Origin of the sequence: Saccharopolyspora taberi (genome assembly GCF_039534165.1) — a bacterium.
Lineage (GTDB): Bacteria > Actinomycetota > Actinomycetes > Mycobacteriales > Pseudonocardiaceae > Saccharopolyspora_D > Saccharopolyspora_D taberi.
Genome location: NZ_BAAAUX010000045.1, coordinates 123,276 through 138,515, shown reverse-complemented (window position 1 = coordinate 138,515; position 15,240 = coordinate 123,276). Strand labels below are relative to the sequence as shown.

Below are 15,240 nucleotides of genomic sequence, written 5' to 3'. Positions count from 1 at the left end.
CGCACCGAGACCCGCAGCGCCCGCTGCGCCGAGACCGGCGGCTCCGGCCGCTGCGGCGCCTGCCGCACCCGCACGGCGGTTCGCGCCCGGGCGGTCGTTCGGCGCGTGCGGGATGTTCTGCGTCGGCTGCTCGCCCTGCGGCGGCCGTCCCGGCGGAGGCTGGGGCACCCGGCGGGTGCCCTGGCCGCCGGGTGGCGGGGGCGGAGGTGGAGGCGGCGGACCCTGCCTGTTGCCCTGCGGCGGTTCCGGCCTGCCCTGCGGAGGCTCCGACGGCCGACCTTGCGGTGGTTCCTGGCGACCTTGCGGCGGCTCCTGGCGACCCTGCGGCGGCTGGGGCGGCAGCGGCGAGTACGAGGTGGGCAGGTCGAGCTTGCCCGCACCCGCGTTGCCGCCGCCCGCACCCCGGCCGTCGAGCCGGTCGCCGAGGCTCGGCGAGTCGTCGTCATCGTCGTCGAAGGTCGGCACCCAGGCGCCGGTCTGCTCCTGCGGCGGCTCCGCGTCCGGCCACGCCGGACCGCCCGGCCCCGGCGGGGGCACCGGGCGCTGCTGCCTGCGGGTGCCCTGGTCGTGGCCGCCCGGGTCACCCGGCCACTGGTGCCCGCCGGGCGGGACGTTGCGCGGCGGCTCGCCGGGCCACCCCTGCCCGGGGGGCGGGCCCTGCGGCGGACGTTGCGGGGGGCGTTGCTGGTCACCGGGCCGCGGGGGCGGTCCGGGACGTTGCTGAGCGGGTGGCGTGTTCCGGTCGTCGGGGCGACCGAAATCTCGACCTTCGTTGCGCGGCTGCCGCGAATGGCGGCCGGCTCGGTCGTCACGCTCGTCGTTCACGACTGGGCCTCCAGGACAGGCGTCATCGGACGCCGGGCGATGCGATCACGTCGGGGTCAGCCGCACTGGGTGCGGTCGGTCGCGCCGGGGACACGACCTGTTCACTCTGCCGCAGTCTTGCGCCGGGAGCGGTGGTTGTTCAACCCGCCCGACCCGAGCACGTAGGACTGCACCAGGTGGTTCCAGCTACATGTGCGGCAAACCTCTACGACGTGGACGTTGAACTCTTCGAACAAGGTAGCCATCCTGGCGAGCTCCTCGGGGGTCCTGGCCGATCCGGAGGCGTGCTTGAGCTCGTCCCCGAAGATCCAGGAAACCAGTGTCAACGGCTCCTTCCGGCACACCGGGCAGATCACGTCGCTCGGCTCGCCGTGGAACTTCGCAGCCCGCAGGAGGTACGGGCTCGCGTCGCAGACCTCCATCACCCCGACTCGGCCAGCGTGGACCTGCGCGAGCAGCGACCGCCGCTGCAGCGCGTAGTCCACCACTTGCCGTTGGGTCCGCACGCCCACAGGGTACGTGCCGGAGTCGAATGCTCCATGCGCCGTTCAGGGCAGCCACCGCGGGCCGCTCCACCTGCGGTGTCGGGAACAGCACATCCGCGACGCGAAACGGTCCGTCGATATATCAGCACGATATAATGCGCGGCTGGCGAGCAGGCTTCGGGTCGAGGAGGTGCGCATGCTCGAACTGGCCGTGCTCGGGCTGCTGCACGACGCTCCGATGCACGGTTACGAGTTGCGGAAGCGCCTGAACGGAATGCTCGGCGCCTTCCGGGCCTTCTCCTGCGGAACGTTGTACCCGACGCTGCGCAGGATGCTGCGGGCCGGACTGATCGAGGAGGAGCCCACCTCGCCGTCGGCCCGCGGTCGCGGGCTGCGCGCCCGCCGCGTGTACCGGCTGACCGCCGCGGGTAAGCAGCGGTTCGGCGAGCTCGTCGGCGAGTGCGGACCGGCCGCGTGCGACGACGACGCGTTCGGGGTGCACGTGGCGTTCTTCTCGCGCACGCCCGCGGACATCCGGATGCGGATCCTGGAGGCCCGGCGGCGGCGGGTGGAGGAACGCAGGGAGGGGCTGCGGTCGGTGCTCGAAGCCGACGAGCGGCTCGACCACTACACCCGGGCCCTGCACCGGCTCGGCCTGGACCACAGCGAACGCGAGGTCCGCTGGCTCAACGAGTTCATCGAGCACGAACGGGCCGCGCAGAGCGGCGCGGCCCGCGGCCGGCCGCAGGTCGGCTCGCAGGAAGCGCAAGGACACGACAGATGACCAAGAAGGAGGGCCCTGCCATGGGCGGAGACCGCAGCCAGGGCGCGGTTCGAGTGGCGATCGTGGGCGTCGGCAACTGCGCGGCGTCGCTCGTGCAGGGCGTCCACTACTACGCCGACGCCGACCCGGACACCCGGGTTCCGGGCCTGATGCACGTCCAGTTCGGCGACTACCACGTCCGCGACGTGCAGTTCGTCGCCGCGTTCGACGTCGACGCCAAGAAGGTCGGCCGGGACCTCTCCGAGGCCATCGTCGCCAGCGAGAACAACACCATCAAGATCGCCGACGTGCCGCCGCTGGGCGTCACCGTGCAGCGCGGCCACACCCTCGACGGCCTCGGCCGGTTCTACCGCGAGACGATCGAGGAGTCCGACGAGCAGCCGGTCGACGTGGTCCGGGCGCTGCGCGAGGCCGAGGTCGACGTGCTCGTGTCCTACCTGCCGGTCGGGTCGGACGAGGCGGACAAGTTCTACGCGCAGTGCGCGATCGACGCGGGCGTCGCGTTCGTCAACGCGCTGCCGGTGTTCATCGCCTCCGACCCGGAGTGGGCGCGGAAGTTCACCGAGGCGGGCGTGCCGATCGTCGGCGACGACATCAAGTCGCAGGTCGGCGCGACCATCACGCACCGGGTGCTGACCAAGCTGTTCGAGGACCGGGGCGTGCACCTGGACCGCACGATGCAGCTCAACGTCGGCGGCAACATGGACTTCCTGAACATGAAGGAACTGGAGCGGCTGGAGTCGAAGAAGACCTCCAAGACGCAGTCGGTGACCTCCCAGGTGCAGCGCGACCTCGGCAAGCGCAACGTGCACATCGGCCCGTCGGACTACGTGCCGTGGCTGGACGATCGCAAGTGGGCCTACATCCGGCTGGAGGGCCGGGCGTTCGGCGACGTGCCGCTGAACCTGGAGTACAAGCTGGAGGTGTGGGACTCGCCGAACTCGGCGGGGATCATCATCGACGCCCTGCGCGCGGCGAAGATCGCCAAGGACCGCGGCATCGGCGGCCCGATCACCTCGGCGTCGTCGTACTTCATGAAGTCGCCGCCGGAGCAGTACTCCGACTCCGCGGCCTACCAGGCCGTCGAGGACTTCATCGCGGGCAAGCTCGACCGCTGAGAGTGCCCGGACGCACCGACCGCCGACGTCCTCACGGGCGTCGGCGGTCGTCGTCTCAGTGCTGGAGCTGCTGTTCGGCCCGGGCCAGGACGGAGTGCACCGGGGCGTTGCCGTCGGTGGTCACCCAGGAGACCCGCAGGCCCGGCCGGACCCGCCTGCGGCCGATGCGCATCGGCCAGCCCGCGGTCTGCCTGATCTGCTCGGCGATCTCCTCGCCGGTGCCGCTGGGGTGCTCGGCGATGACCGCGAACTCGTCGCCGCCGTAGCGGGCGACCGTGCGGTCGTCGCTCATGCCTTCGCGCAGGCGGCCCGCGAGGGTGGTGAGCAGCTCGTCGCCGCGGTCGAAGCCGTGCAGCCGGTTGAACTCGGCGAGCTGGTGCACGTCGACCAGCACCAGCGTGGACAGCACGCCCTGGGTGCGGGCGCGCACGAGCGACTGCTCCAGCCGGTCCAGCAGCAGGATGCGGCCGGGCAGCCCGGTCAGCGGGTCGATCAGGCCGCGGCTGTGCGGCATGTCGGTGTGCACCGGTTGCAGCAACATCAGCACCCGGTTGCGGCCCTGGACGCGCACCGCGTGGTAGTCGACCCAGATCCGGCTCTGCGGCTGGCCGCTGCGGCCGATCACCATCGGCGTGGACATCGGCGAGTTCGCGCGGAGGACCTGGCCCGCGAGCTCGGCCCAGTCCGGCATCGGCGCGCCGGTGTCGTCGCGGACCTGCCAGCCCGCGGGCCGGTTTCCGGTCAGCAGGTCGGACCTGGACAGCCGCATCAGCTCGGCGGCGACATCATTGGTCGCGAGCACCTGGCCGCGGTGGTCGGTGAGGAGGACTCCCACGGTCAGCCCGCTGATGAGCTCATCCCAGACCGGCGTGAGCCGCGACAGCGCGGCCACCTCGAGGACACTCATTTGGCCCCTCCTCCCCACCGAACGGAGCAGTCCGCTTGAGCCTCCCCTTCGGATAGGGCGAAATTCAAGAGCACAGCTACCACCCGTAACGGTGGTATTACAGACACTGCAATGACTGAGGGTCAGGGCTCACCCGCTCTGGCGTGCGAGCTGCCTCACCCGACCCCGTGGTCTTCCGGTCCGGCCCTCCCGTTGATTCGGGCGAACCGGGTATGGGGCCCTTTCGGCGCGGAACGGGGCAGGTCACCCCGGACCGACCGGCCTCTACCCTGGGCTCCGCAGGCGGACGGCGATGGGGAGATGTGCCGGTGACCGAACGATCCCTGGGGGAACGGATGCGCGAGCAGCGCGCGCTGCTGGTGGTGATCGCGGTCGCCGAGCTGATCGCGGTGATCATGGTTTCGACGATCAGCCCGCACGACCACATCGACGGCGAGGTGTACCGGCTCGGGGCCAGGGCCCTGCTGGCCGGTCAGGACGTCTACGGCGACCTGCCGCCGACCGAGTCCGGGCTGAGCCTGCCGTTCATCTACCCGCCGTTCGCGGCCATCCTGTTCGCGCCGCTCGCCCTGGTGCCCAAGGTGGTGTCCACCGCGCTGATCATGCTGGTGTCGCACCTGGCGCTGCTGGTCACGCTGTACGTGGTGCTCAGCTCGGCGACCTTCCTGGCCGCGCACCGGGACAAGGTGCTGCTGGTGGCCGCGGCGCTGCTGCCGCTGGCCACGATCAGCGAGCCGGTGATGGAGACGCTGACCTACGCGCAGATCAACATCGTGCTGATGGCGCTGGTCGCGGTGGACTGCCTGTGGCGCACCGGCGGCGACCGCAAGCTGCCCTACCCGCGCGGCATGCTGATCGGCCTGGCCGCCGGGCTGAAGCTGACGCCCGCCGCGTTCCTGCTGTTCCTGCTGCTGCGCCGGGACGTCCGCACGATCATCACCACCGGCCTGACGTTCCTCGGCACCGTGCTGCTCGGCTTCCTGGTCACCTTCGGCAACGCCCGGGACTTCTGGCTGCGCGAGGTGTTCGCGACCAGCAACGTCTCCTTCGGCCCGAAGTTCACCGGCGACGCCACCGTCTACGCGGGCAACCAGTCGCTGCGCTCGGCGCTGACCAAGCTCGGCGTCCCGGCGCCGACGGTGGTCTTCGCGCTGCTGGCGCTGGTGGTGCTGGCGCTGGCGGTCGCCGGGATGCTGCACGCGATCCGGCAGCGGGACCTGCCGCTGGCGGTGACGATCAACGGCGTGCTCGCCCTGCTGGTCTCGCCGATCTCCTGGTCGCACCACTGGGTCTGGGCGATTCCCGCGCTGGTGCTGCTGGCCGGGACCGCGTTCACCCGCCGCGACTGGCCGCTGCTGCTGGCGACCGCGACGGCGGCGGGGTTCTTCGCCTTCGGCCCGCACTGGAAGGTCCCGCAGGGCGACGGGAAGGAACTGCGCTGGAACCCCTTCGAGTTCCTGATCGGCAACGCCTACGTGTTCTTCGGCGTCGCGTTCCTGGTCTACGCGGCGGTGCTGTGGATCCGCGCCCGCCGGGCCGCGCCCGGACCGGCACCGGAGCCGGGCGAGCTGGTGTCTGCCCAGTCCTGAATCAGCCCCAGTTCTGAGTCAACCCCAGTTCTGAACACGACGAAGCCGGGGCGGCAGGCACCGCCCCGGCTTCGTCGTTGCCTGGTCAGATCCGGCTCAGCACCACCGTGTCCTCGAGGTCGGGGTTGGCCGGCAGATCGGGCGAACCCGGGCGCAGCGTCGGCGTCCGCTCCAGCATCGGCAGCGCCATCGCCTGCTCCGCGCGCGGTGCGGGCGCCAGGCCCGGGATCCGCAGCGGGCTCTCGGTCAGCCGCCGCTGCGGCGGGACGGCCGCGGTCAGCTCGTCGATCTCCAGCACGTCCACCGGGGCCAGCTCCGGGCGGCCGAGGAAACCGCCGCGCGGCTCGGCCGGGCCGTCCAGCGCGGCGGCGATCCGGCTGACCTGCGGCAGCGAGGTCTGGCCGCCCTGCAGAGCGGTCAGGTCGCCCAGGACCGGCAGCGGGGTCTCCAACCTGCCGCTGCGCTCGGTGGTCCCCTGGTCCTTGGAGAAGCTCAGCAGACCGAGGTCGGACAGCGGCGGGATCTCGGCCGCCTTGGCCTGGTGCTCGCCCGGGACCGCGAGCGGGACGAGGTCCTGTCGGGGAGCGGGGGCGGGCCGCTCGGTGGTGAGCGCGTCGGCGAGCAGCCGGTCGGGGATGCCGACGATGTCGAACGGCTCGCCGGGCAGTTCGGAGGCGGTGAGGTCGACCGACTCCTCGGGCGCCAGCAGCGGAGCGGCCTGGACCTGGTGGCGTTCGCGCGCCTCCTGCCAGAGCTCGACGATGCCGTCCGCGTGGTCGAAGCCCTCCGCGCGGGCCGGATCGCCCGCCGGGGTCACGAGCTCGTGAGCGACATCCGGGCTCGGACCCGTTCGAAACACGGCCTGATCCGGAGCACCGATCACCGATCCGATGGGGCCGCCCCAGCTCAGCGAGCGGTGGAAGCCCTGGGCCGGGGTCCCGACCGGCACCTGCCGTTCCGGCGCCGCCGGTCCGAACAGGACGTCCGAGCGGTCGGCCGCGGGCTCGCGCGGCTCGTCGGTGTCGGCGACCCAGCCCGCCAGCTCCATCCGCGGCTGCTCCGGCGAGGTGATCCAGTGCTGGTCGCGGACCACCGGGATCTCCCGGGTGTGCGCGTCCTCGACGGCGGGCAGCAGATCGCGGACCGGATCGATGGTGCCGCTCATCGAGGTGCGGACCGGCGGGTGGGCGGAACGCTGGTCGACGACCGGCCGGTTGTAGGTGACCCCGCCGCCGTGCGGAGGTTCCTCCGGGAACAGCTCGCCCGCGAAGCACGCCCGGCGCTGGGGCGCGTCTTCACCGAGGCCGTCGATCGCGGGCAGCAACGACTCTCCCAGAGGCGGGGCCGGGCGGTCCGGGCAGGTCTCGGTGGCCGACGCGACCCCCGTACCGACGGCCAGCATGCCACCGGTGACCAGCGCGGCGTGCATACCGCGCTTCGCCCAAGTCTGCATGGAACTCTCCTTCAAGATGTTTCCCCATAACGGGGCGAGAAATCAACCTTTTCGGGGGCGCCGTCATCGGACTTTGATCACGCTTGACGGCGCTTGCGGTGTTGTCGGGTTCCGGGACGGTTCGCGCGAATTCCTTGGAATATTCCGGAATGCATAGATCGCGCGGGAAAGCGCGGAATTCAGTCGGGGGTGATGCCCGGTTGCGGTCCGGGCGAACCGACCGGCACGGGCACTGCCCGGAGGAAGGGCACCCGGGCGGATCCGTCGGTGCATTGCGAATCGGCGCTGTGCCAGCCGATTCCGGCGGCGTTGTGCGGATTCCCGTCGGCGGCGTTGCCGCACCCGGTGGTGGCCGGTGCGGTGGCCGAAACCGCGGGCGGCTTCGGCGGTTCCGGATTTCCCCGGGATTCGGGCGTTTCCGGAGCCGTCTGGGCGAACTCCGCGATGTTCTCGGTCTTCGCCCGGACCTGCGGGCCGCGCACCTGCGCACTCTCCACAGTGACCGGTTGCGGCTGCGGAGGCGTCCGGTCGACCGGGCCGGGCTCGGGCCGCTCTCCCCGCCACTGTGGACGGTCGAGCACCTGGGCGCCGGCTTCCGCGACGGAATCGGTCAGCGACTCCGCCCGCTGCCCGGTCTCCGACAGCGTCGACTCCGCGACCCGGCGAACCGGCGCGACCGCGACCTCGTGCAGCGCTTCGCCCACCGGGGCGAGCAGCTCGCGCTCGGAGTGGTGGATCAGCCCGGCCGGATCGAGGCCCAGCAGTTGGAAGCGCTCCTCGGACGCCGGGGACCGCTCACCGGATTCCGCCGTCGCCCGCTGCGGCGGCAGATCGGCGGCGTCCGCCGGGGCTCCGATCAGCCAGGCGGCGCCGGTGCCCGCCAGCGCCGCGCCCGCCACGACCAGTGCCCGGGCCAGCGACCGCCACCGGCGGCCACCACGCGGTCTCCGGTCGGCTATGGGCATCTGGGGTGCGCACCTCTCGGCGTTGTCGTGATCGGCGTTGTCGTGATCTGGGCGGGGTGGTCCCGCGTCGGCTCTACCGCTGGGGAGCCGACGGCGAGCCTGCCAAAGCAAATCGAGCTTTCGCATCCGCAGCGCAACAACATCGCTACATCGTGTGATCGACGGGCGCGGGGCCGTCGCACACCGTTCACCGTTTCGCGCACCGCCGGAAAGGGCACCGGCGTTACGGTGGCAGGGTGAGCGACTTCAAGATCAGCGCGCCGGACGACGCGGTCCGATCGATCCCGCGACCGCTTCGGGTCGGTGCCGCGGCGAGCTGGCGGATCCTGGTGATCCTCGGCGCCCTCTACGTGCTCGGTCAGGTGCTCACGCAGCTCTACGTCGTGGTGATCCCGGTGGCCATCGCGCTGCTGCTGTCCGCGCTGCTGGCGCCCGCGGTGGACCTGCTCACCAGGGTCCGGGTGCCGCGCTCGCTGTCGACGGGCGTGGTGCTGGTCGGCGGGCTGGGCATCGTCGGCGGGGTCCTCACGCTGGTGATCAACGCGTTCATCGCGGGCTTCCCGCAGTTGCAGCAGCAGGTCATCGCCAGCCTCAACGGCATCCGCGACTGGCTGGCCACCGGGCCGCTGCACCTGCGCGACGACCAGATCGCCGACTACATCGACCAGGCCGAGCGCTGGTTGCAGGAGAACCAGGCGGCGCTGACCCAGGGCGTCACCAGCGGGGTGCTGACCACCGCAGGCACCTTCGGCAACTTCCTGACCGGGCTGCTGCTCGCGCTGTTCACGCTGATCTTCTTCCTCTACGACGGCCGCCGGGTGTGGCTGTTCGTGATCCGGATCGTGCCTTCGGGCTCGCGGCAGCAGATCGACCGCGCCGGGATCCGCGGCTTCACCTCGCTGGTCGGCTACGTGCGGGCGACCGCGCTGGTCGCCGTCGCCGACGCGGTGGGCATCTGGATCGGGCTGGTCGCGGTCGGTGTTCCGCTGGCCGTTCCGCTGTCGGCGCTGGTGTTCCTCGGTGGTTTCGTGCCGATCGTCGGTGCGGTCGCCTCGGGCGCGGTCGCGGTGCTCGTCGCGCTGGTGACCAACGGCTGGGTCGCGGCGCTGATCGTGCTCGGCGTCGTGCTGGCGGTGCAGCAGATCGAGGGCAACCTGCTGCAACCGCTGCTGCTCGGCCGCGCGGTGCAGCTGCACGCGCTCGCGGTCGTGCTGGCGATCAGCGTCGGCGTCGTGGTCGCAGGCATCGTCGGCGCGCTGCTGGCGGTGCCGCTGGTCGCGGTGCTGAACTCGGCGATCCGGTCGCTCAACGCCGACAACGGCAACGCGGAGAACGGCAACGCAGCGGAGCCCGAGCCGCTGCCACCGGAGCCGGAGCCCGAACCGGAAGAAGCTTCCTAGGCCATCGTCACCGCGTTGCGGCCGGACGCCTTCGCCGCGAGCAGCGCCGCGTCGGCGGCGACCAGCAGGTCGCCGAGGTCGTAGCCGAACCGCGCGGTGGTCGCGACGCCGATGCTGACGGTCAGGTCGTTGACCTCGCGGTAGCTGCCCCGGAGGTCCCTGGCGGGCACCGACAGCGACGAGGTCGAGGTGCGGATGCGGTTCGCGACCGTGCACGCGATCTCGGAGTTCGCGCCAGGAAGCAGCACCACGAACTCCTCCCCGCCGAACCTGCCGACGACGTCCTCCCGGCGGACGCTGCTGCGCAGCATCAGCGCGACCGCGGCGAGCACCGCGTCACCGGCGATGTGCCCGATCTCGTCGTTGACCCGCTTGAAGTGGTCCAGGTCGAGCAGCAGGACCGCCGTCGGGTGCGACCGGCCGCGGGCGCGGGTGAGCTCCAGCCGCGAGAGCCGCTCCCAGTGCGCGGCGTTGGCCAGGCCGGTCTTGCCGTCCCGCTCCGCCGAACGCCGCCACTGCGGGAGCTGGCTGGACATGTCCAGCAGCGCCAGCGACGGACCGACCAGCAGGGCGCTGGCCGGTTCCGCGACCAGCGCGACGGCCAGCAGCCCGCCGAGGCTCGCCGCGACGACGCCGAGCAGCACGTCGATCGGTTCGCCCAGCACCTCCTCCCGCGTCGCGCCGGGATTGCGCAACCGCAGCCCGATCGCGACGACCAGCGCGCGCACCACCAGCAGGACCGCGCCGCCGAGGACGAAGTGCACCGGTGACCAGACCGGCACGGCCCAACCGGTGACGCACCGGGCGGCGAAGACCGCCAGGGTGGTCGCCGCGGTCGTGAACAGCCAGCGGTGCAGTTCCGGCCGGACGTCGAGCGCCCCGTGCAGCGCCGGGCCGAGCAGCAGCAGCACCAGCATGTTCGGGGGCAGCGTCAGCACGCCGGCCGCGAGGTAGGTGATGTGGATCGTCCAGGGGTTGCGCCGCACCTGGCGATGGATGGTGATCGACACCGAGCTGCCGACGATCACGGTGCCCGCGGTGATCGCGAGCATCATGAACATGACGAGGTCGCGCGGGTTCGGCGGGCGCGAGGTGACGACGATCGGGACGACGAGCGCCAGTGCGAGCGCCTGGACGGCCAGCACGTAGATCAGCGCCGGCGGCCGGAGCTTCCACAGCAGCCAAGCCCCCATGCGGCCCTCTCACCTCCCCACGGGAGCTTGGCACAGCACCCGACCGGGTAGAAGGGCACGAATCCCCGCCATTCGGGTTGAGCCTGACGGTGATCACAAACACGCAGAGTGCCCATTCCGGCGGTCTCGGCGCGAACTCGACGTGAGGCAGGATGTCGGGTTGGGAAGGAGCCGACAAGTGGCCGCAGCACGCACGACCTCATCGAAGCAGGGCCGCGTCACCGACGGGCGCTCGCCGATCTGGCGCGCGCACAACGCGTTCCGCGTGGTGACGCTGCTCTACGCGGGCAGCTGGTTCGTGGCGCAGTACCAGACCTACGTCCAGCCGGAGCTGGCCGCCGCGATCTTCGCCGTCATGGTCGTCTGGACGGTCTACACGATCTGGCGCTACCGGCTGCGTTCCGGCAGGACCAACCGGCTGGTGCTGATCGACCAGCTGCTCGTCACGGCGCTGGTGCTGCTGTGCGACCCCGTCCACACCGACCAGCAGATGGCCGACGGCCTGCCATCGGTGGTGAGCCTCTGGCACAGCTCGTCGGTCACCTGCGCGGCGGCGCAGTGGGGCATGATCGGCGGCGGCATCTCCGGGGTCACCGCCGCGCTGCTGAACTTCCTGGTCCGCTGGACGCCTTCCTACGGCTGGTTCGCCGACGCCAGCATGGCGATGGACACGTTGCTGCTGGTCGGCACCGGGCTGCTGCTCGGCCTGGCCTCCGACACCGCGCGCCGGTCGACCGAGCGGCTCGCCCGCGCACTGCGCGCCGAGGCGGCGACCGCGGAGCGCGAGCGGCTGGCCCGTTCGATCCACGACAGCGTGCTGCAGGTGCTCGCCCGCGTCCGCAGGCGCGGTCAGGAGCTCGGCGGGGAGGCCGCGGAGCTGGCGAAGCTGGCCGGGGAGCAGGAGATCAAGCTGCGCTCCCTGGTGTCGATGGCCCCGCCGGAGCCCAACGCGGACGGCGAGACCGACCTGGCCGCCCGGCTGCACGTGCTGCGCACCCCGACGACCCAGGTGTCGGTCCCGGCGACCCCGGTGCTGCTGCCGGAACAGGTCAGCTCGGACCTGGAGGCCGTGGTGCGGGAGGCGCTGGCGAACGTGGAGCGGCACGCCGGTCCGGACGCCAAGGCGTGGGTGTTGCTGGAGGACCTGCCGGACGAGATCGTGCTCAGCATCCGCGACGACGGTCCCGGGATCCCCGAGGGCCGGCTCGACGAGGCCGCCGCGGAGGGCCGGATGGGTGTCGCCCAGTCGATCCAGGGACGCATCTCCACCCTCGGTGGCAGCATCACGCTCGACACCGCGCCCGGTGAGGGCACCGAATGGGAGGTACGGGTTCCTCGCGGCGACGGCGCGGGCCCTGCCAAGCGCCGCGAAGGAGGACAACGATGACCGAACCGCACATCTCCGTGATGGTGGTCGACGATCACCCGATGTGGCGGGACGGAGTGGCCAGGGATCTGCAGGAGCGCGGTTTCGAAGTGCGCGCGACCAGCGGGGACGCGGTATCCGCGCTGCGGATCGCCCGCACCGTCAAGCCCGACGTGGTGCTCATGGACCTCAACCTCGGCGACACCTCGGGGGTCGAGGCGTCCCGGCAGATCACCCAGGAGGTCCCCGGGACGCGGGTGCTGGTGCTGTCGGCCAGCGGTGAGCACAGCGACGTCCTGGAAGCGGTCAAGGCGGGTGCCTCGGGCTACCTGGTCAAGTCGGCGTCGGCGGACGAGCTGGTCGACGCGGTGGAGCGGACCGCGGCCGGGGACGCGGTGTTCACCGCGGGGCTGGCCGGGCTGGTGCTGGGCGAGTACCGGCGGATGGCGGTCACCCCCGACTCCGGGACGAAGGCCCCGCAGCTCACCGACCGCGAGACCGAGGTGCTGCGGCTGGTCGCCAAGGGGCTGACCGCGCGGCAGATCGCGAACAAGCTGGTGATCTCGCACCGGACCGTGGAGAACCACGTGCAGTCGACGCTGCGCAAGCTCCAGCTGCACAACCGGGTCGAGCTGGCCCGCTACGCCATCGAGCACGGCCTGGACCAGGACGGCGAACCCCAGGAGTGAGCCCGGCCGGATTCCGATCGCCCTGGCGGAATCCGGCCGTTCGGCTCAGGCCAGCGCGGCGCGGGCGGCCTCCCTGGCGGCGGCGGGATCGGCCGTGGCCAGCGCGGCTTCGGCGGCGCGCCGGAAGGCGTCGATCGGGTGCGCGGCCAGCGCCGCGCCGACGGCGGGCACCGCCGCCGGGACCATCGACAGGCTCGTCACCCCGAGCCCGGCCAGCACGCCGCCCAGCGCCGGGTCGGCGGCGGCTTCGCCGCAGACGCCGACCGGCTTGCCCAGCTCCGCGCCCGCCCGGCCGACCTGCGCGATCAGCCGCAGCAGCGCGGGCTGCCACGGGTCGTTGAGCGTCGCGAGCGCTCCGGCCATCCGGTCGGCGGCGAAGACGTACTGCGCCAGGTCGTTGGTGCCGATGCTGACGAAGTCCACGGCGTCGAGGACCTCCCTGGCGCTCAGCGCCGCGGCCGGGACCTCGATCATCACCCCGGCCCGGCGCAGCCCGGCGGCGCGGACCCGCTCGGCGAACCACGCGGCCTCGGCCGCGGTGGCGACCATCGGCGCCATCACCGAGACCTCGGCGCCGGAGTCGGCCTCGGCACCGGCGATCGCTTCCAGCTGCCGGTCCAGCACCTCCGGGCGGTCGAAGGCGACCCGCACACCGCGCACGCCCAGCGCCGGGTTCGGTTCCACGCCCATGTCCAGGAACGACAGCGGTTTGTCCGCGCCCGCGTCGAGCGTTCGCACGACCACCGGGCGCCCGGCGAACGGCCGCAGCACGTCGGCGTAGGCCGCGCGCTGGGTCGGCACGTCCGGCTCGTCGTCGGCGGCGAGGTAGCTGAACTCGGTCCGGAACAGGCCGACTCCCTGCGCGCCCGCGTCGACGGCGGTCTGCGCGTCGGCCGGTGACCCGACGTTGGCCACGACCTTGACCTCGTGCCCGTCGGCGGTCGCACCGACGCCGTTCCAGTCCGCCCGCACGCCGCGCTCGGCGGCCACGGCGGGCACCGGCTCGTCGCGGAGGTCGACCTCGCCGAGGTCGCCGTCGACGATCGCGCCCGCGAAGGTCTCGCCGGCGAGAAGTCCGCGCACCGCGACCACCGCGGGGATGCCCAGCGCGCGGGCGAGGATCGCGGTGTGGCTGGTCGGGCCGCCTTCCTCGGTGGCCAGCGCCAGCACCAGGTCCGGATCCAGGTCGGCGGTGTCGGCGGGGGCGAGGTCGCGGGCGACGAGCACGCTGGGCTCGGTCAGCTCGGGCACGCCGGGCGGGGTGCTGCCGAGCAGTTCGGCGATCAGCCGGTCGCGGACGTCCTGGACGTCGCGGGCGCGCTCGGCCATGTAGCCGCCCGCCGAGCGCAGCGCGTCGGCGAAGCCGTTGGCGGCCTCGTGCACGGCACGGGTGGCGGGAAGCGAGCGGCCGGTGACGAGCTGTTCGGCCTGGCTGATCAGGGCCGGGTCCATCGCCATCGCGGCGGTGGTCTCCAGGATCGCCTTGGCGTCCCCGCCGACCCGCGCCGCGCGCTGGAACAGCCGGTCCGCGACGGCGTCGGCGGCGGGGCGGATGCGGGCCGCCTCCGCGGTGGGGTCCGCGGGCGCTGGGCCCGGGGCGGGCTCGGGCAGGGGCTCGCTGACCCGTGCGACCGGTCCGGAGGCGCGGCCGGAGCTGACTCCGACACCACTCAAACGAGACATGGTCTAGACCATACCCTTCTGGCACTCCACCTTGGGACGATCGTAGGCACGCGTCAGCCTTTCGGCCTGCGAACGTCATGCACTGTGAGCGACGTATACGACATCAGTGGTTCTTACGTCACCCGGTCAGCCGAAGGCATCCATTACCGATGAGTAATGCATGAGTAGGCGTACGGATCCCGCGGGCCACCCGGAAGAAGCAATCTGTGTGCATGACACAGCACAGCACAGCAACAGCCGCAATCGCCGAAATCTCCCCCGATTTCGTCCGCGAGGGGTTCGAGCGGATCACCGCTCTGCTCGTCGCGGCGAGCGGTTCGGGGGCCGACGCCGAGCGCGAACGACCAGGTCCGATACCGAGCGGGGGCATAGTTCCCCCGTCGAGAAGTGAGGTGCCGCAGATGTCCGTGCCCATTCCTGGAGAACCGGTCGACACCAGCTTCGCCGACCCCGACCGGATCCCGGCCGCCGCGGCTGGGGACGGCGCCCCGGAACCCCGGAGCGCCACCGACGACCCGTTCACCGAAGCCGAGGACGAGCACCAGCGGACGCGCCGGTTCTCGGTTTCGCTGGCCGACTGGATGTCCCCGGTGCCGATGTCGCTCTGCTGATCCACCAGAACTGGGGAAGCATTCGCTGAACACCGCGCTGGGGGACCACAGTGGATGATCGGGCCGCGTTGGGGGACGTGCCGGAAGATCGTCCACACCAATCTCGGTGGCGTTCAACACGCCACCCGTTCGAGGGTAATTTACGACAACCCTGCATCTTTTCGGCCCCGTT

Annotated in this window: 13 protein-coding genes and 1 pseudogene; 7 read left to right on the top strand and 7 right to left on the bottom strand. The window is 72.0% G+C overall.

Features of this window, described 5'->3' with window-relative positions; translation table 11 throughout:
- Positions 1-825, bottom strand: a pseudogene (locus ABD691_RS33520) (hypothetical protein); the annotation flags it as partial.
- Between the two features lie 101 nt (positions 826-926).
- A complete protein-coding gene (locus ABD691_RS33515) occupies positions 927-1,331 on the bottom strand; it encodes a DUF5318 domain-containing protein (protein ID WP_344686392.1) in 405 nt (134 codons plus the stop codon).
- 175 nt (positions 1,332-1,506) lie between these two features.
- Here ABD691_RS33515 and ABD691_RS33510 point away from each other — a divergent pair, with 175 nt between their 5' ends.
- Together ABD691_RS33510 and ABD691_RS33505 are read left to right on the top strand one after the other, a co-directional pair.
- A complete protein-coding gene (locus tag ABD691_RS33510) occupies positions 1,507-2,094 on the top strand; it encodes a PadR family transcriptional regulator (RefSeq protein ID WP_344686391.1) in 588 nt (195 codons plus the stop codon).
- The gene (locus ABD691_RS33505; RefSeq protein ID WP_425565221.1) at positions 2,091-3,212 is read left to right on the top strand and encodes an inositol-3-phosphate synthase; all 1,122 of its coding nucleotides are present in this window, start codon (positions 2,091-2,093) and stop codon (positions 3,210-3,212) included. The genes ABD691_RS33510 and ABD691_RS33505 overlap by 4 nt, the downstream gene beginning before the upstream one ends.
- A gap of 55 nt (positions 3,213-3,267) precedes the next feature.
- Here ABD691_RS33505 and ABD691_RS33500 read toward each other — a convergent pair whose 3' ends face one another.
- On the bottom strand, positions 3,268-4,119 hold the full coding sequence (locus ABD691_RS33500) for a diguanylate cyclase domain-containing protein (protein ID WP_344686390.1): 852 nt from the start codon (positions 4,117-4,119) through the stop codon (positions 3,268-3,270).
- Between the two features lie 308 nt (positions 4,120-4,427).
- Between ABD691_RS33500 and ABD691_RS33495 the strand changes: the two genes are divergently transcribed.
- Positions 4,428-5,708, top strand: coding sequence for a glycosyltransferase 87 family protein (locus tag ABD691_RS33495; protein WP_344686389.1), 1,281 nt, complete (start codon positions 4,428-4,430; stop codon positions 5,706-5,708).
- A gap of 85 nt (positions 5,709-5,793) precedes the next feature.
- On the opposite strand, the gene ABD691_RS33490 is transcribed toward ABD691_RS33495, so the two are convergent.
- Together ABD691_RS33490 and ABD691_RS33485 are read right to left on the bottom strand one after the other, a co-directional pair.
- On the bottom strand, positions 5,794-7,161 hold the full coding sequence (locus tag ABD691_RS33490) for a hypothetical protein (protein ID WP_344686388.1): 1,368 nt from the start codon (positions 7,159-7,161) through the stop codon (positions 5,794-5,796).
- A 179-nt stretch (positions 7,162-7,340) separates the two neighbouring features.
- A complete protein-coding gene (locus ABD691_RS33485; RefSeq protein WP_344686387.1) occupies positions 7,341-8,126 on the bottom strand; it encodes a hypothetical protein in 786 nt (261 codons plus the stop codon).
- Between the two features lie 236 nt (positions 8,127-8,362).
- On the opposite strand from ABD691_RS33485, the gene ABD691_RS33480 reads away from it, so the two are divergent.
- The gene (locus ABD691_RS33480; protein WP_344686386.1) at positions 8,363-9,526 is read left to right on the top strand and encodes an AI-2E family transporter; all 1,164 of its coding nucleotides are present in this window, start codon (positions 8,363-8,365) and stop codon (positions 9,524-9,526) included.
- Here ABD691_RS33480 and ABD691_RS33475 read toward each other — a convergent pair.
- Entirely contained in the window at positions 9,523-10,719 is a 1,197-nt protein-coding gene (locus ABD691_RS33475) for a diguanylate cyclase (RefSeq protein ID WP_344686385.1), read from the bottom strand. The two genes, ABD691_RS33480 and ABD691_RS33475, sit on opposite strands and share 4 nt — an antisense overlap.
- Before the next feature lie 178 nt (positions 10,720-10,897).
- Here ABD691_RS33475 and macS point away from each other — a divergent pair, with 178 nt between their 5' ends.
- Entirely contained in the window at positions 10,898-12,106 is a 1,209-nt protein-coding gene (macS, locus tag ABD691_RS33470) for a MacS family sensor histidine kinase (protein ID WP_344686384.1), read from the top strand.
- On the top strand, positions 12,103-12,774 hold the full coding sequence (locus tag ABD691_RS33465) for a response regulator (RefSeq protein ID WP_344686383.1): 672 nt from the start codon (positions 12,103-12,105) through the stop codon (positions 12,772-12,774). Before macS ends, ABD691_RS33465 begins: the two co-directional genes overlap by 4 nt.
- A 45-nt stretch (positions 12,775-12,819) precedes the next feature.
- Here the strand turns inward: ABD691_RS33465 and ABD691_RS33460 are convergent, their stop codons facing one another.
- Positions 12,820-14,457: a phosphoenolpyruvate--protein phosphotransferase gene (locus tag ABD691_RS33460; RefSeq protein ID WP_344686382.1), complete on the bottom strand. Its 1,638-nt coding sequence runs from the start codon at positions 14,455-14,457 to the stop codon at positions 12,820-12,822.
- 401 nt (positions 14,458-14,858) lie between these two features.
- Here ABD691_RS33460 and ABD691_RS33455 point away from each other — a divergent pair, with 401 nt between their 5' ends.
- Positions 14,859-15,068 (top strand): hypothetical protein, encoded by a 210-nt coding sequence (locus tag ABD691_RS33455; protein WP_344686381.1) that lies wholly within the window; start codon positions 14,859-14,861, stop codon positions 15,066-15,068.
- The last annotated feature ends 172 nt before the right edge of the window (positions 15,069-15,240 follow it).